The following is a 16,506-nucleotide window of genomic DNA, read 5'->3' on the forward strand; positions in this document are numbered from 1 at the left end:
TGTTGATCTGACCCCATTTATTAGGAAATAAGCCGGAGAGACTACTATCCTGCTCTCTCCCCAATATTAAAGTACCAATGATCATAAAACAGTGATCACGACAACCCATGTAAAGATGACATACACCCGAAAAACTTCTCCCTTGCCCAGAGAAAACTGAAATTTCAGGGCGCTTTACACCCTACGCACTTTAATTTTCTCGTATAATCGATCACTATCAAGCTTCTTTTAGACACCGAATTGGGCGTAGAGCTAACGACTGTAATTCCGGAAAATAATTATGAGCGTAGAAAATCAAACTAACTCCCTGCTTGAGATATTCGCAAAAGCGTCGGAAGGCTTATTTACCATAACAGGAAGATATGTCAAGCAATTTGAACAAGGCATATATGGCTGCAGCCTCGCAAAACCATCAAAGCGAATGAGAAGTGCTCTTGGAATTGATCGGGAAGTTTTGGTGGTAGTGTCAACCTTCACCGACCAACAACAACGGACAATTAAATTCGCCCTGCAAGAAATTCAAGATTCGCTAGGTAGGCTTGAGACTACCATGGCGATAGTACTACATCGTGACAAGGATGGAAATTCCAAGCTGAGAAATTGGGGGCGTGACGCAGGGATTTCGATACTTCCTATTTTAGAAGACACGATCCTCAGAGATGGAAATACGCTAGAGCGCACTCTGTGTGTAGAGCTTTATAGCCACGATCCATTTGATGTTACCGGCCCGGTATCGGATGACTCAAATTTTTATGGAAGACGAGATGAAGCCATAGACTTAGCAAGAAAGCTGCAAAAAGGACAGATTCGTTCTTGCCTCGGAATCAGAAAAATTGGAAAAACATCTATTGTTAATCGCATCCTCCGGGAGATTCAAACTTCGCACGACTGCGTATGCTTGATGGTAGACTGCTCTAAGGATGATGTATGGGAGTTAGATGCTGCGGGTCTTCTTCACTCAATTTCCATAACCCTTGAGAACACCCTGGAAAATCAAGAGAAATACGCAAATATAGTTACCTCGAACGAAACCTCAAAGCTTGCAGAAACTCGAACAAGATTCGAGCGATCACTAGGGAAAGTTAAGCGCCCATTTATATTAGTATTCGATGAAGTGGATTACATTACGCCTGGCAGCCCTACAAATTCGAACTGGCGCGTACAATTCAACATTTTTTGGCGCAATCTGAGAGCCGTGTATCAGGAGGCTTCTCGGGAGGGAACGATATTCTCGGTTCTAATCGCCGGTGTTTCGGCACATTGGTTCACCGTTGAGTCTATCGAGGGTGTCGAAAACGCCGCACTGGCATTTGTTCCCGAGGAATACCTAACCCCAATGCCCCTTGGAGCCTCGGGAGCGATGCTTCGGAGACTCGGGCGTATAGCAGGACTTCAAATCGATGACGCAGCAGCAGATCTAATCGCGACTGCCACTGGCAACATGCCCTATTGGTCACGAAAATGCGGCTCTTACATCAATAGAAACATTCCCGTATCGGAACGCCCTTACGAAGTTACACGTGATCGCATTGAGCCAATGATTGAAACATTTGTAAGGGAAGAAGGCGGAGCAATTTCTGAGGTAGCGCTTCGGCACTTATTCCGTGTCTACCCGTCGCTATTCAATGCGGCTTTACTTTGCAGTGAAAACAGGGGAGCCGAGGTTTCAGAGCGAGATAAGAGAATACTGCGAAGGTATGGGATTTTAGATAGAAATTCTGATGCTCTATCCGGGCAGATGATGACCGCCGGTTTTCAAGCATTAGCAGAAGCGAATAAGGATTCAGATTCTGCTGAACCCATCCCAAAGAATAGCCTCGCACTTGGTCTCGATGAATGGGCAGAAGAATTGGCTGCCATTGGAAAGCGCAGAAATGTAGTTGAGCGAAGACTACGAGAAATTGCGTTGAATTTCTTGCGTTTCGACTCAATGACTACGGGCAAGCTAGATGATTTAAGTCAAAGAATTATCCGTATAATCCCAGAGAAAAGCCGAGCATCATTAGCGCACCTTTCGGCGGAGCAAGCAATAGCGAGGTTCAACTGGACTGACTTAGTAAAACTTATTGGAAAAGAGTGGGTGATTTTTGAAAGGCTATTCGGAAACAAGAACACCTTCATGAGCCAATGTGAGATAATCAATGATAGATTCGATGCGCACGCAAAGGATGCTGACACCGCTGATTTGGCACTCTATAGACGATCGCTTAAGTATATGGAAGACCAGCTTGCGAGACTCCAATAACAAGTTAGCGATCCACGACAACACATAACACTCGTGAGTACCGATTGGATGGGATGCGGGGGCGCTCTTCATATCGTTTGTTCTCCAGTGATGATCGAGGCAGACGGGCATTCTAGAATCCGGACTAAAATATCCTGGAGCCCGCAATCAGGCCTGATCTACCCCCGGCTCTTTGGCGGAATGACGGCGCATACGCAACTGTAAGTAATGTGAAAGAAGTGAGATATCACTTATGGAGCTTTGTTACACATTGTCGGATTCGGCACTAAGGTCAGTGATCTCAGCGTACTTTTTGTCAATTTCTTTTGGTGTGTAGTACAACGTCTCCCATCTAAATTTTGACCGCTTAAACTGACCGAAAAAAACTGGCTTTCCAGGTTTACTTTTTTCAAAACTTACTTCAACCATATTAACTTCTTTACAATATGGTTCCCTTCGGACTATTTCAGCGACCTTTTGTAAATATGGAGAAAATTCAGTCCATCGTTTATTCAAAGATTTCGGACTAACCGCGTGGACTGCAATTGGGGCAATGGAATACAGATACTTTTTATCTGTTGGGTACCGATCTTCTACAGGATTTACTACAAACTCGTAAGAATTGCCTTTTAGTTTAATTTCAAAGTATCTAATTCCTCGCCCAGAAAGAGCTTTCATGATGTCTTGTCTTTTTTCATCTGGCATATTCAGGCCGAAATATATAGATTTGACAGCTCTAAAGTCATAACTCTGAGAGCCAGAAAATGACGTTACTACTCTTACCTCTCTTTCATAGCTCCACCTTTTCGACTTGTAACCCATAAGTTTTTGAATCAGTTGATTGCGACTACTGTTGCCGCTTGGCATGTCTTCCACGCTTAATGACGGAGGTCTATCACTATAAATTACGTCAAATGTAAAGTAATCAGTACCACCAAAATGAACTAGTGTATCTAAGTCATACTCAATGCAAAAGCCTGTGTGGCTACTTGCATAATGAGCCCAAAGCAATTCATCAGTGGAACTTTTACTCAGCGCATATATCCCGGCCTTTTCTGTTTTACTCAGGAGGTCATTCAACGACTTCGTTATTTTAGCCAGTGACTCTTCAGAGTTTGATTTCTCTAGTGAAAAGACTTTGTGAAAAAAGGCAATCTGATCGATCAAGTCATTCCCCAACACCAGACCCTCGCAAGGATCATTCAAATTATCTTTTGTAGGCGCCCAAAATCTATCACCTGCTAATGTTTCAATATCTCGCAAAAACATTTTGTCATCGCCACTTCTGTACTTGAATACCCGCAATTAGATTTCCTCTGTGAAATGGATTATGTCGCAGTCTGCGGAAAATTTGATCCACAGCAGCCAATCGCTAATTCTAAACAACCTTCGAGGCTGACTGCTTTGGTGATGCATCAATGATCACTATATTTTCAGCTCCCAGTTGATTCATACTTCTAAGTATGCGCTCGACTTTCGCGATCTCGTATACGCTATAACACAGTATGATCTTAATATCTGTTATAGATTTTGAGGCTTTCCTGTAAATCTCCGTTTGATTCTTAAGATTCTTTTTGAGGGAGGATGAACGGGCCAGTTTAAACTCAACTATGGTTGAATCGCCGCTGCCAAATGAAACTTTATAATCAGCCGGTCCACGGCCATTGTTCACTTCAGCATTAACATCGTAAGGAGATGCGTACCAAGTCAACCTGAATATTCTTTGAATAGTGTCCTCAGATGCTATTGGCCTGCCTTTTTGGTAGAAAACTCTATAGCCATCATTGTCTTCTATTACTTGCTTTAGAAAAATAGCTCTTTTAAGTGCCTCATCATAACTATTAGGTTTGACCTCAAAGAAATCGCTGCTTTCTAAGACATTTTCGCAGAACAATGTAAGCGTTGATATTAGCTCCGATCGGATTTTGTCCAACTTATCTTTCGAGAGTTTCTTTGACTGATCTTTCTTTTCCTCCTTCATCTTGATGTAATAATCAAGAATTTCGGGAAACTCATTGATGGTCTTCGATACTGCATATTCGAAATCTTTTTTCTTTGGACTTATTGGCAGCGCTTTATAGAAATAAGAGTTAATTGACTCTCTTAGCGCGGAGTTACCAATTGAACTAGCAATACTCCTAAAATTTCCTACAAGCTCAGAATGACAAATAAAGGAATCATCCTTTGTAAGGATATCTAAAGGTGTCAACAAGATGAAATCGCCATCACCTTCCAAATAGAAATAAGGAAGCTCGAACTCTTTTGGCTTCCAAAGCATTAAGCGTTCATCATATACACACCTTATATTGAACCGCTTTCGTTGCTCTGGCTGCAGGTATTTCTGAGCAAACTCTTGGGTATACTCGAGCAAGTACTCAAGCATCAGATTGGTAGTAAAGTCACTAATAAAGTCCTTCCCAATTCCGGCCCCGACAAGAGTCAGCTTTTCAATGTGTGACGCTGACGATATTGTTTCCTCTCCAAAGTTTGAATAGAAGCCGTTAAAGGCCTTTATTATGTCCTTGGCGAATTTGGTACCGAGTCCCTTCCCATTATTTCCATACTTACATAGACCAAGCCAATTCTGCTTTACCTCAGGAAACTTAAATAAGTTCTCATTAGCCGATCTCCCGTCATGAATTGCTATCTCCTTAAGTAATATTAAGTGAGAAACAATCTTATCGTGTTGTTGTTGGTATTCTGGCTTATCAGATGCAAATAGCAAGAATGGGTCAATAAATAGCGGTAAATCTGCATCCAAGCAGATATTTAGAGCACCGTAATCGTCCAGTACCTTCTCTTCGATTTCAAAATATTCGGAAAAGATTAGCTTGATGCTCATAATCTTCCTTGAGGGGCTAACACCGAAATCAACCAAGATTTAAATTGCATGCCTGCTGATCGATAATGACAGCGCAGCGACCGCGCAAAAAAAGACAAAGCAAGACGTCAGCCTGTTATGCGGAATCATGTTGTCCGCGAATATGCTGCCTAAAATAACCACGCAAGCTGGACAAGGTGTGAGTGAAGTTATCTCTATGCCAACTATTTCCCTGGACAATATCACGTGTACGCTGCATTAGTTCATTCTCGGATATTCCCGGCATATTCCTTAACTCGATGAGGCTCTCTTTACCGATGAGAAATTGTTCAAAGTCTTCAAACACATGACGCAGAGTTTGATAGTGTTCATCTTCAATAAACAGAGAACTTTTTTCTAGCCAAAATCTTGATTTATGCAATTGCTCTGAAAAAGACCGAACATTTTCTGGAGTAGCACTTGTCCATAGCATATCTGTACTTAATTTTAACTCACACAGAGAGCCCCAAAGCTCTCGATAAATATCAAATTGATTTTCAGAGTAGCGCATTAGAACAGCTTTTATTCCATCAAAATGAACTTCATACTCTTTCTTTATTTTTTCGATTTCTTTCTGATATTTTCTTTTGTCAGTTTCGATAAGCCGATCAGCCCACACTTTTCCTAAACGATCTGACAGCTTCCAAAAAACCAAAGATACACCACCTAGGGTTCCCACTATCGAAAGTATAATTTCCTGCACGTCACTCTCCTGGACGTATAACATGTTGATTAACAGACATTACTATATAATTCAGTCCCATTAACTCTCCGATCGTGCTTCTCAACCGGACAAAATTTAATTTATCCGCTTCTTTCACTGGATAGAGCTGCCTTTCGAAAAAAAATACAGCGCAGCATCTTTATATCTCTAGACATAACTGTTCTCGATAGTATTTGAATCCCCTTTTAAGTCAACGGCTTGGCTTCCTCGGGATGATTTTTCCGCCAGATACCGCTCTACCCGCTGGTTATAAATTCCATTTCGCTTAAATTTCAAGCAAAAGGTAACGGATATAAAAAAGCGAGCCTAAACCGAGGCTCGCTCTTTCGACTTCCGAAGTCAGCTTAGACAGCTCTTACGCTACTCGCGGCTTCCTCTGGAAGTCAGATTAAAAGGAATCGCCAGGCACCCGCACCCACCCTTCCATCAAAATCCGAGCACTGCGGCTCATAATGGCCTTGGTAACAGTCCACTGCCCGTTGACGATTTCCGCTTCCGCCCCGACCCGCAGGGTCCCGGACGGATGGCCGAAGGTCACCGCATTGCGCTCCCCGCCCCCGGCAGCCAGATTGACCAGGGTGCCGGGAATGGCGGCCGCGGTGCCGATGGCCACAGCGGCGGTGCCCATCATGGCGTGGTGCAGCTTACCCATGGACAGGGCGCGTACCAGCAGGTCGATATCGCCCGCGGCGACCTTCTTGCCGCTGGAAGACACATAGTCCTTGGGAGGCGCCACGAAGGCGACCTTGGGGGTATGCTGACGGCTGGCGGCTTCTTCCACGTTGCTGATCAGGCCCATCTTGACCGCGCCGTGGGCACGGATGGTCTCGAACATGGCAAGGCGCCCGTCGTCGCCATTGATGGCTTCCTGCAATTCGGTACCCACGTACCCAATATCGTCAGCGTTAACAAAGATGGTGGGGATGCCGGCGTTGATCATGGTGGCTTTCAGGGTGCCGACGCCCGGCACTTTCAGGTCGTCCACCAGGTTGCCGGTGGGGAACATGGCTCCTTCACCATCCGCCGGATCCATGAATTCGATCTGGACCTCTGCCGCCGGGAAGGTGACGCCGTCCAGCTCGAAATCGCCGGTTTCCTGCACTTCCCCGTTGGTGATGGGGACCTGGGCGATGATGGTCTTCCTGATATTGGCCTGCCAGATACGCACGGTGCAGGTGCCGTTGTCCGGGATGCGGCCGGCATCCACAAGGCCGCTGTTGATAGCGAAGGCACCCACGGCGGCGGTGAGGTTGCCGCAGTTGCCGGACCAGTCAACGAAGGGTCTGTCGATGGTCACCTGGCCGAACAGGTAATCCACGTCGTGGTCGGGCTGTTCGCTCTTCGACAGGAGCACGGTTTTGCTGGTGCTGGAGGTGGCGCCGCCCATGCCGTCGGTCTGCTTGCCGTAGGGATCTGGGCTGCCGATGACGCGTAGCAGGAGGTTGTCGCGGGCTTTTCCCGGCACCTGGGCGGATTCCGGGAGGTCCTGCAGGCGGAAGAAGACGCCTTTGCTGGTGCCGCCACGCATGTAGGTGGCTGGGATTTTGATTTGGGGTGCGAAGGTCATTTATGAGTCTCGCGGGAATGTTATGTTTTTGGGGTTGTAGGAGCCTGCTTGCAGGCGAATGGGTTCGGGGTTTGAACCTATCGCCTGCAAGCAGGCTCCTACGGGTGCCCGGTAGGTGGTTTGTTCGCTTGCAGGGCAAGCTCCTACGGGGGCTCTGTAGGGGGTTGTTCGCCTGCAAGCAGGCTCCTACAGGGGGCTTCGCATCAGGCCTGGGCTTCTGCTTCGAGGAAGTCCTTGGCGAAGCGCTGCAGGACACCGCCGGCGCCGTAGATGGAGACCTCTTCCTGGGTGTCCAGGCGGCAGGTTACCGGGACCTCTACGGTTTCACCGTTCTTGCGGTGGATCAGCAGCGCCAGTGTTGCGCGGGGCTTGTGCTCGCCGATTACGTCGAAGGTCTCGGTGCCGTCGATGCCCAGCGTCTCGCGGGTGGTGCCCGGCTGGAACTCCAGCGGCAGCACGCCCATGCCGATCAGGTTGGTGCGGTGGATGCGTTCGAAGCCTTCCGCCACGATCGCTTCCACACCGGCCAGCGCCACGCCCTTGGCGGCCCAGTCGCGGGAGGAGCCCTGGCCGTAGTCGGCGCCGGCGATAATGATCAGCGGCTGCTTGCGGTCCATGTAGGTTTCGATGGCTTCCCACATGCGGGTCACCTGCCCTTCCGGCTCGATGCGGGCCAGTGAGCCCTGCTTCACTTCGCCGTTCTCGTCACGCACCATTTCGTTCAGCAGCTTCGGGTTGGCGAAGGTGGCGCGCTGGGCAGTGAGGTGATCGCCCCGGTGCGTGGCGTAGGAGTTGAAGTCCTCCTCCGGCAGGCCCATTTTCGCCAAGTATTCACCGGCCGCACTGCTGGCCAGGATGGCGTTGGACGGCGACAGGTGGTCGGTGGTGATGTTGTCACCCAGCACCGCCAGCGGGCGCATGCCTTTCAGCCCACGCTCTCCCGCTAAAGCGCCTTCCCAGTACGGCGGGCGGCGGATATAGGTGCTCATGGGGCGCCAGTCGTACAGCGGCTTGCCCTTCTCGCTCTCGCCCTTCTCCAGGTCGAACATGGGGATATAGACGTCGCGGAACTGCTCCGGCTTGACGCTCTCTTTGACGATCGCGTCGATCTCTTCGTCGCTCGGCCAGATATCCTTCAGGGTCACCGGGTTGCCGTCTTTATCGTGGCCCAGTACATCCTTCTCGATATCGAAGCGGATGGTGCCGGCAATGGCGTAAGCCACGACCAACGGCGGCGAGGCCAGGAAGGCCTGCTTGGCGTAGGGGTGGATACGACCGTCGAAGTTGCGGTTGCCGGACAGTACGGCAGTCGCGTACAGGTCGCGGTCGATCACTTCTTTCTGGATCTTCGGGTCCAGCGCGCCGCTCATGCCGTTACAGGTGGTGCAGGCAAAGGCGACCACGTCGAAGCCCTGTTGCTGCAGTTCGGGCAGCAGGCCGGCTTCTTCCAGGTACATTTTTACGGTCTTGGAGCCCGGTGCCAGGGAGGTCTTTACCCAGGGCTTGCGGGTCAGGCCCAGCTTGTTGGCGTTACGGGCGATCAGGCCCGCGGCAATCATGTTGCGCGGGTTGCTGGTGTTGGTGCAGCTGGTGATGGCGGCGATGATCACCGCACCGTCGGGCATCAGGCCCTCTTCTTCCTTCCACTCTTTCGCAACACCGCGGTTGGCCAGTTCAGATACCGGCAGCAGTGCGTGCGGGTTGGAGGGGCCGGCCAGGTTGCGGCCGACGGAGGAGAGGTCGAATTTCAGTACGCGCTCGTATTCGGCATCTTTCAGGCTGTCCGCCCAGAGGCCGGTTTCCTTCGCGAACTGCTCTACGAGAGCCACCTGCTCGTCGTCGCGGCCGGTGAGCTTCAGGTAGTCGATGGTCTGCTCGTCGATGGCGAACATGCCGGCGGTGGCACCGTATTCCGGGGTCATGTTGGCGATGGTGGCGCGGTCGCCCAGGCTCAGGCTGGAGGCGCCCTCGCCGAAGAATTCCAGGTAGGCGCCAACCACGCGCTCGCGGCGCAGGAACTCGGTCAGGGCCAGCACCATATCGGTACCGGTAATGCCGGGCTGCAGCTTGCCGGTCAGCTCCACGCCGACGATATCGGGCAGGCGCATATAGGAAGCGCGGCCGAGCATCACGCTCTCGGCTTCCAGGCCGCCGACGCCTACTGAAATGACGCCCAGCGCATCCACCATCGGTGTGTGGCTGTCGGTGCCGACACAGGTATCCGGGAAGGCAACACCATCTTTCTTCTGCACTACCGGGGACATCTTCTCCAGGTTGATCTGGTGCATGATGCCGTTGCCGGGCGGGATTACGTCCACGTTCTCGAACGCGGTCTTGGTCCAGTTGATAAAGTGGAAGCGGTCTTCGTTGCGACGCTCTTCCACGGCGCGGTTCTTCTCGAACGCGTTCTCTTCAAAACCGGGGTGCTCGACCGCCAGGGAGTGGTCGACGATCAGCTGGGTGGGTACCACCGGGTTGACCTTGGCCGGGTCACCGCCCTTCTCGGCGATGGCGTCGCGCAGGCCGGCCAGGTCCACCAGGGCGGTCTGGCCGAGGATATCGTGGCACACCACGCGCGCGGGGAACCAGGGGAAGTCCAGGTCGCGCTTGCGCTCGATCAGCTGCTTGAGGGCATCGGTGAGCATTTCTGGCTCGCAGCGACGCACCAGGTTCTCTGCCAGGATACGGGAAGTGTATGGCAGTTTTTCATAGGCACCCGGCTGGATTTTTTCGACGGCCTCGCGGGTGTCGAAAAAGTCGAGGTCTGTGCCGGAGAGTTTTTTGCGGTATTCGGTATTCATAGTGTGATCAATAATTTGGGGTCCGCTGCGGGGCCCATCGAATGTTTTGTAGCGGTATTTCTGCAATCAGGTCCAGCGCCCTTCCAGGCTCGGCCTGAAGCACGGCAATCCAACCGAATGCAGACAACCACCGCTGGGCAATGGGAAGGCCCGGTTGACGGTGGCTGCCCCCGCGACTGTCTGCGAGAGGGATCTCGCAGACAAGCCCCCATGGATGGGTTTACGGCGGGTCGCGGGGGCGGTCACCGGCGGCCGGGCCGCCACTGCACCTGAGCAGCGGCACAACCCTCACGGCCGGTGGCCGTTAAACGCGATTAGCCGCGCTCGGCCATCGGCGTCACTTTACGCAGTTCCGGACCGACATATTCCGCGCTCGGGCGGATAATGCGGTTATCGGCGCGCTGCTCGAACACGTGGGCGGCCCAGCCGGTTACGCGGGACATCACGAAGATCGGCGTGAACAGCTTGGTGGGAATGCCCATAAAGTGATACGCGGAAGCGTGGAAGAAGTCGGCGTTGCAGAACAACTTCTTCTCGCGCCACATCACCTCTTCACAGCGCACGGATACCGGGTACAGCACCTCGTCGCCCACGTCGGCAGCCAGCTTTTCTGCCCACTGCTTGATGATGGCGTTGCGCGGGTCGGATTCGGTGTAGACCGCGTGGCCGAAGCCCATGATCTTTTCCTTGCGCTCCAGCATGCCCAGCAGCCCTTTCTCGGCCTCGTCGGCGGAGGAGAACTTCTCGATCAATTCCATGGCCGCCTCGTTGGCGCCGCCGTGCAGCGGGCCGCGCAGGGAACCGATGGCACCGGTGATGCAGCTGAACAGGTCAGACAGGGTGGAGGCGCAGACGCGCGCGGTAAAGGTGGACGCGTTGAACTCGTGCTCGGCGTACAGGATCAGGGAAACGTTCATCACCTGCGCGTGCAGCTCGTTCGGCTTCTCGCCGCGCAGCATATGCAGGAAGTGGCCGCCGATGGAGTCGTCATCGGTCTCGGTCTCGATGCGCACGCCGTCGTGGGTATAGCGGTACCAGTAGCAGATGATGGACGGGAAGGCGGCCAGCAGGCGGTTGGCCTTTTCCAGCTGCTGGTCGAAGGACTCCTCGCCCTCCAGGTTGCCCAGCATGGAGCAGCCGGTGCGCATCACGTCCATCGGGTGTGCGTCGGCGGGGATGCGCTCCAGCACTTCTTTCAGTGCCTGCGGCAGGCCGCGCATGCCCTTGAGGGTGCCCTTGTAATCTGCCAGCTGCGCACTGGTGGGCAGCTCGCCGTTGAAGATCAGGTAAGCGACTTCCTCGAACTCGCAGTGTTCTGCCAGGTCCTTGACGTCATAGCCGCGATAAGTGAGGCCTGAACCGCTTTTGCCAACGGTGGAAAGTGCGGTTTTACCGGCAACCTGGCCGCGCAGGCCGGCGCCTCCTACTTTTTTCTCTGCCATCTTCTGATCCCCTTTTTTAGGAAAGAATTTTTGCTTCGCCATGCCGGGGCCCGGTATGGCGACGGGTAAAAATCGAACTCGGGTTTACTTCTTGAACAGGTCGTCGAGCTTCTGCTCGAAGTCGTGGTAATTCAGGTAGTCGTACAGTTCGGCGCGGGTCTGCATGGTGTCCACCACCGCCTGCTGGTCGCCATTTTCCAGGATGCTGGTGTAGACGTTTTCCGCGGCCTTGTTCATGGCGCGGAATGCCGACAGCGGGTACAGCACCATATCAGCACCGGACTCCGCCAGCTCGGCCTTGTTGTAGAGCCTGGTTTTGCCGAACTCGGTGATGTTGGCGAGGATGGGCACATTCAGCGCATCCTTGAACGCGCGGTAATGCTCCAGCTCGGTGACCGCCTCGGCGAAGATGCCGTCGGCACCGGCCTCGATACAGGCCTGGGCACGCTCGATGGCGGCGTCGAGCCCTTCCTGCGCAAAGGAGTCGGTACGGGCCATGATAAAGAAATCGTCGTCGGTACGGGCGTCAACCGCCGCCTTGATACGGTCGACCATCTCTTCCTTGCTGACAATTTCCTTGTTCGGGCGGTGGCCACAGCGCTTCTGCGCCACCTGGTCCTCGATGTGTACCGCGCCGGCGCCGGCACGGATCATTTCCTTGATGGTGCGGGCAATATTGAAGGCACCGCCCCAGCCGGTATCGATATCCACCAGCAGCGGCAGTTCGCTGGCGGCGGTAATGCGGCGTACGTCCTCGAGCACGTTGTCCAGGCTGGTCATGCCCAGGTCAGGCAGGCCGTAGGAGGCATTCGCCACCCCGCCACCGGACAGGTAAATCGCCTTGTGGCCGATACGCTCCGCCATGATGGCGCTGTAGGCGTTGATGGTCCCCACAACCTGCAGCGGGTTGTTTTCGGCGAGGGCACGGCGAAAGCGCGCGCCAGCAGAGAGAGTGTGGCTCATTGGCTACCTCAGTTTGTTTTCTATGTTTTGCCGGGAGGCGCGGATATGGCGGCGCATCAGCAGCTCCGCCAGGTCACCGTCCCCGGCCTCGATGGCTTCGATGATATGACTGTGTTCACGGAAGGCCCGCTGGGCACGGGGGCTGGCCATACCCAGCTGGTACCGGTACATGCGCACCCGGTAGTACAGGCGGTTGCACAGGGTGTCGATCAGCAGGTCGTTGCCGGAGGCCTGCACGATGCGGAAATGGAAGTCGAAATCGCCCTCGGGCTGGAAATAGGCGGTACCGGCCCGCAGCTCTTCCTGCTGCTCATGGTGCTCGAGCATCCGCCGGAGTTCTGCCAGGTCGGCGTCTGTGCGCTGGGTGGCCGCCAGCCGGCAGGCCATGCCCTCCAGCGCTTCACGTACGTCGTAAAGCTCCAGCAGGCCGCGCTCGCTCAGGTCCACCACCCGGGCGCCGACATTGACACGGCGCTCCAGCAGGCCCAGCGCCTCGAGCCGCATCAGGGCCTCGCGCAGGCTGCCCCGGCTGGCCTCAAAGCGACGGGCCAGCTCCGGCTCGCTGATCTTGCTGCCGGCGGCAATCCGCCCCTCGACGATCTCAGCGCGCAGGGTCTCATACAGGCGATCAGCCAGGCTCTGGCCGGCTACAGCGTTCTGTGAAGTGGCTGCTTTCAAGCTGGGCTTCCCCTACTGGCACAAGATTGTCGACAATCTGGATGTGGCGGACACCATAAATCAGGTGAAAGCACCCGTCAACCGGCAAAACATGCCCCAAGTGTTGACAATAGAGGCGGAAATTGTACGAAAGGCACAATAGTAGTCTTGAGGGCCCTGAGCGGGCATAATAGCGCCCGCAATGGCTGGGCCGTGCCGCCCACCCGGCCACAATCTATCCTTGAGAGTGAGCCAGGACAGGTGGCGGACCGGACCCGCCCACCTCCCCTGAGAGTTGAATCATATTCGTCCGGGCCGCCGGTCTTCGGGTACAGTGACGTTATGCCGAAAAGTATCATCAGGCGCTGGCTGCCAACCCCCGAACAGGTGCGGGCCAACAGGGGCCTGGGCTTTCTGGGGACCCTGCTGCACGATCCCAACCTCTTTCACCTGAACCGGCACTCGGTTTCTGTCGCATTCGCCGTGGGTGTCTTTACCAGCTTCCTGCCGCTACCCGGCCAGATGGTGATCGCCGCCCTGCTGGCGCTGTGGTTCCGCTGCAACCTGCCCCTGTCGATGATCCTGGTGTGGATCAGCAATCCGGTCACTATGCCGGCAATTTTCTACAGCACCTACAAGCTGGGCGCCTGGATCCTGGGCACGCCGCCCCTGGACTTCCGGCTGGAACTGTCATGGGAATGGCTGACCGGCGAGGTGGGTAAGATCTGGCTGCCGCTGTTTTTCGGCTCGCTGCTGAGCGGGATCTTCTTCGCGACAGTTTCTTATTTTGGCATGCAGGCCCTGTGGCGCTGGCACGTGGTGAAGCGCTGGAAGATGCGCCTGGCGCGGCGCTCAGCGATCCAGTGAAGCCCCTGGCTGCCCGGGGTTGTTAACCTGGTTCCAGCAGTAGGCCACAGCGGAGTAATAGGCCAGAAAGAAGCAGAGCATTACGCCCAGTAGCGGCAACAATTCTGCGGTGCCCAGGCCCTTCTTCAAAAAAAGAATCACCGACACCAGGCACCACAGGTAGAGCGGATAAAGGGTCGCGCAGGTAAACAGCCGGAAACGCCCGAATGGCTGCCCCTCAGCGGGGCGAAGAAAGGGAAATGGCCACCAGAAGATCGACGGCCGGTGTATGGCCGCCATAAATCGCACAAAACTCATTCCCCCTCCCTGAGACCCTGTTTTTATTTATTGCTCGTTCCGCAACGCTGCTGCCGGCTGCACCCGGCTCGCCTGCAACGACGGGTACAGGGTAGCCACCAGGCTCAGGACAAAGCCGGCCCCCACCACCAGTGCCACGTCACCCCACTGCAGCTGCGAAGGCAGGTAGTCCACCGGGTAGACGTCGGACTTGAGGAACTGGATTCCAAACAGGGACTCGAGCCCCGCCACCAGGTCCGTCACCACCAGTGACCCGAGCACACCGAGCAGGCCACCCACGGTGGCGCCAACCAGCCCTACCAGCGCACCCTGGCTGACAAACGTCAGCAGGATCTCGCGGGTGCTGGCACCCATGGTGCGCAGGATGGCGATATCGCTGTGTTTGTCGATCACCACCATCACCAGGGTGGAAACCACATTGAAGGCGGCAATGGCAATAATCAGCAGCACCAGCAGGCCCACCAGGTTGCGCGACATCTGGATTGCCTGGTACAGGTTGCCGTGGGTGCGGCTCCAGTCACTGCCGTAGAAATTCTGGGCCGGCAATTCGCCCAGCAGTTGCCGCATGATCCAGTTTGCCTCCAGCATTTCACCCACACGCAACTGGACGCCGGCGCCCCCGGCACCGCCCGCCAGGTTGCGGGCCTGGTCCCAGCTCAGCAGGGCCAGGCTGTGGTCCAGCGCGGTGCCGGAGTGGAATACATCCACCACCTGGAAGCCCGCCAGCCGTGCGGCACGGCGGCCGCCCTCGGCCCCGCCACTGTTGGGCACAATCAGGGACAGGTGCTCACCCCGCTTCACTCCCAGCTTCTCTGCCAGCCCACGGCCCAGGATCACGCCCGGCTCCGCCGGGTTTTCCAGCGCGGCAAAGCTGTCCGGCGACACGAACTCGCCAATATTGGAAACCCGGGTAATGGTCTCCGGGTTGACCCCCTGGGCCAGCAGGGGCGTGACTTCCCTGCCCTTGCGCGCCAGCGCGTTGACCTGCCAGACCTCGGCGGCCGCCTCCACTGCCGGGGCCGCCGCCAGCTGGTCACGGATTGCCGGCCAGTCGACATCGGGACTGCTGTTGTAGATGGTGGCGTGAGGCATGATGCCCAGGATCCGGTCGCGCAGTTCGCGATCGAAACCGTTCATCACCGACATCACCACGATCATCAGGGCCACACCCAGTACCAGGCCCACCATGGACAGGCCGGAAATAAAGGACACCAGGCCGGCGGAGTCTTCACCGCGACGCTGCGCGCCGGCATAGCGCAGGCCGATATAGGTGGGCAGCGGCTTAAACATGGTCGCCCTGCTGCCAGTCACTCTCGAGCCGGCCGTCGATCAGGTGCAGCGTGCGGTCCAGTGCCGCCGCCAGGTCCGGGTCATGGGTAACGATGACAAAGCTGATACCCAGCTCCCGGTTGAGCCTGTCCATCAGGCCGTGGATTTCCCTTGCCGTGGCCCGGTCCAGGTTACCGGTGGGCTCATCCATCAGCACACAGGCCGGATGCGTCACCAGCGCGCGGGCGATGGCGACCCGCTGGCGCTCGCCACCCGAGAGTTGCGATGGTTTGTGGTCGAGGCGTTCCCCCAGCCCCACCGCCCGCAGCATGGCCGTGGCCTCTTCCCGGGCCTCGGCAACCGGGCGCTTGCCGATCAGCAGCGGCATCGCCACGTTTTCCAGCGCAGAGAACTCCCCCAGCAGGTGGTGGAACTGGTAAACAAACCCGAGACTGCTGTTGCGCAGCCAGCCCCGTTCATTGGCATTCAGCGTGGCCAGGTCTTTGCCCGCCACCTGGACCTCACCCGAGGTGGCGGTGTCCAGCCCGCCGAGCAGGTTGAGCAGGGTCGACTTGCCGGAGCCCGAGGCCCCCACAATCGCCAGCTTTTCCCCGCGCCGCACTTCCAGCTCCACACCGCGCAGCACTTCCAGCTCGTTGGTTCCCTGTCGATAGGATTTGCGCAGGCTGCGGCAGGACAGGACCACCACATCATTGTGCGTGTCGTTGTTGCCGGTCTCCGGCTTGTCTTGCAGTTCTACTTGGCTGTTCATCATTTATTCGGGCCAGTCATTTTCATTGTCGGTCGCGGCGGCCGTTGCCCGGCGGGCCGCATT

Annotated in this window: 13 protein-coding genes; 2 read left to right on the forward strand and 11 right to left on the reverse strand. The window is 55.1% G+C overall.

Features of this window, described 5'->3' with window-relative positions; translation table 11 throughout:
• The first annotated feature begins 280 nt into the window (after positions 1-280).
• Positions 281-2,245: an ATP-binding protein gene (locus LVD10_RS01925; RefSeq protein ID WP_237061607.1), complete on the forward strand. Its 1,965-nt coding sequence runs from the start codon at positions 281-283 to the stop codon at positions 2,243-2,245.
• A 243-nt stretch (positions 2,246-2,488) separates the two neighbouring features.
• Here LVD10_RS01925 and LVD10_RS01930 read toward each other — a convergent pair whose 3' ends face one another.
• The 8 genes from LVD10_RS01930 to LVD10_RS01965 all read right to left on the reverse strand — a co-directional run bounded on the left by LVD10_RS01930 (position 2,489) and on the right by LVD10_RS01965 (position 13,259).
• Complete coding sequence (locus LVD10_RS01930; protein ID WP_237061609.1) at positions 2,489-3,529, reverse strand: DUF2971 domain-containing protein; 1,041 nt, start codon at positions 3,527-3,529, stop codon at positions 2,489-2,491.
• 73 nt (positions 3,530-3,602) lie between these two features.
• On the reverse strand, positions 3,603-5,066 hold the full coding sequence (locus LVD10_RS01935; protein ID WP_237061611.1) for a DUF8370 family protein: 1,464 nt from the start codon (positions 5,064-5,066) through the stop codon (positions 3,603-3,605).
• A gap of 115 nt (positions 5,067-5,181) precedes the next feature.
• On the reverse strand, positions 5,182-5,787 hold the full coding sequence (locus LVD10_RS01940) for a hypothetical protein (protein WP_237061612.1): 606 nt from the start codon (positions 5,785-5,787) through the stop codon (positions 5,182-5,184).
• A 409-nt stretch (positions 5,788-6,196) separates the two neighbouring features.
• Positions 6,197-7,375, reverse strand: coding sequence for a 2-methylaconitate cis-trans isomerase PrpF (prpF, locus tag LVD10_RS01945; protein WP_237061613.1), 1,179 nt, complete (start codon positions 7,373-7,375; stop codon positions 6,197-6,199).
• A gap of 203 nt (positions 7,376-7,578) precedes the next feature.
• A complete protein-coding gene (acnD, locus tag LVD10_RS01950; protein ID WP_237061614.1) occupies positions 7,579-10,176 on the reverse strand; it encodes a Fe/S-dependent 2-methylisocitrate dehydratase AcnD in 2,598 nt (865 codons plus the stop codon).
• Positions 10,177-10,490: 314 nt separating this feature from the next.
• Positions 10,491-11,618, reverse strand: coding sequence for a bifunctional 2-methylcitrate synthase/citrate synthase (prpC, locus tag LVD10_RS01955; RefSeq protein ID WP_237061615.1), 1,128 nt, complete (start codon positions 11,616-11,618; stop codon positions 10,491-10,493).
• An 84-nt stretch (positions 11,619-11,702) separates the two neighbouring features.
• Positions 11,703-12,581 (reverse strand): methylisocitrate lyase, encoded by an 879-nt coding sequence (gene prpB / locus LVD10_RS01960; RefSeq protein WP_232942732.1) that lies wholly within the window; start codon positions 12,579-12,581, stop codon positions 11,703-11,705.
• A 3-nt stretch (positions 12,582-12,584) separates the two neighbouring features.
• Positions 12,585-13,259, reverse strand: coding sequence for a GntR family transcriptional regulator (locus LVD10_RS01965; protein ID WP_232942734.1), 675 nt, complete (start codon positions 13,257-13,259; stop codon positions 12,585-12,587).
• A gap of 321 nt (positions 13,260-13,580) precedes the next feature.
• Here LVD10_RS01965 and LVD10_RS01970 point away from each other — a divergent pair, with 321 nt between their 5' ends.
• The gene (locus tag LVD10_RS01970) at positions 13,581-14,105 is read left to right on the forward strand and encodes a DUF2062 domain-containing protein (RefSeq protein WP_232942736.1); all 525 of its coding nucleotides are present in this window, start codon (positions 13,581-13,583) and stop codon (positions 14,103-14,105) included.
• On the opposite strand, the gene LVD10_RS01975 is transcribed toward LVD10_RS01970, so the two are convergent.
• Genes LVD10_RS01975 through lolD form a run of 3 tightly spaced genes read right to left on the reverse strand, consistent with a single transcriptional unit; the run spans position 14,091 to position 16,443 of the window.
• Entirely contained in the window at positions 14,091-14,402 is a 312-nt protein-coding gene (locus tag LVD10_RS01975) for a hypothetical protein (RefSeq protein WP_237061616.1), read from the reverse strand. The genes LVD10_RS01970 and LVD10_RS01975 overlap by 15 nt on opposite strands.
• Before the next feature lie 27 nt (positions 14,403-14,429).
• Entirely contained in the window at positions 14,430-15,692 is a 1,263-nt protein-coding gene (locus LVD10_RS01980; protein WP_237061617.1) for a lipoprotein-releasing ABC transporter permease subunit, read from the reverse strand.
• A complete protein-coding gene (gene lolD, locus LVD10_RS01985) occupies positions 15,685-16,443 on the reverse strand; it encodes a lipoprotein-releasing ABC transporter ATP-binding protein LolD (RefSeq protein ID WP_237061620.1) in 759 nt (252 codons plus the stop codon). Before lolD ends, LVD10_RS01980 begins: the two co-directional genes overlap by 8 nt.
• Positions 16,444-16,506: the final 63 nt, after the last annotated feature.

The sequence above is a fragment of the Microbulbifer zhoushanensis genome (assembly GCF_021729055.1).
GTDB classification, from domain to species: Bacteria; Pseudomonadota; Gammaproteobacteria; order Pseudomonadales; family Cellvibrionaceae; genus Microbulbifer; species Microbulbifer zhoushanensis.

Excerpts from the sequence above, each read along its gene's own strand:
- LVD10_RS01925 (WP_237061607.1), top strand. The coding sequence starts at position 281 with ATGAGCGTAGAAAATCAAACTAACTCCCTGCTTGAGATATTCGCAAAA.
- LVD10_RS01935 (WP_237061611.1), bottom strand. The coding sequence starts at position 5,066 with ATGAGCATCAAGCTAATCTTTTCCGAATATTTTGAAATCGAAGAGAAG.
- prpF (WP_237061613.1), bottom strand. The coding sequence starts at position 7,375 with ATGACCTTCGCACCCCAAATCAAAATCCCAGCCACCTACATGCGTGGC.
- acnD (WP_237061614.1), bottom strand. The coding sequence starts at position 10,176 with ATGAATACCGAATACCGCAAAAAACTCTCCGGCACAGACCTCGACTTT.
- prpC (WP_237061615.1), bottom strand. The coding sequence starts at position 11,618 with ATGGCAGAGAAAAAAGTAGGAGGCGCCGGCCTGCGCGGCCAGGTTGCC.
- prpB (WP_232942732.1), bottom strand. The coding sequence starts at position 12,581 with ATGAGCCACACTCTCTCTGCTGGCGCGCGCTTTCGCCGTGCCCTCGCC.
- LVD10_RS01970 (WP_232942736.1), top strand. The coding sequence starts at position 13,581 with ATGCCGAAAAGTATCATCAGGCGCTGGCTGCCAACCCCCGAACAGGTG.
- LVD10_RS01975 (WP_237061616.1), bottom strand. The coding sequence starts at position 14,402 with ATGAGTTTTGTGCGATTTATGGCGGCCATACACCGGCCGTCGATCTTC.
- LVD10_RS01980 (WP_237061617.1), bottom strand. The coding sequence starts at position 15,692 with ATGTTTAAGCCGCTGCCCACCTATATCGGCCTGCGCTATGCCGGCGCG.
- lolD (WP_237061620.1), bottom strand. The coding sequence starts at position 16,443 with ATGAACAGCCAAGTAGAACTGCAAGACAAGCCGGAGACCGGCAACAAC.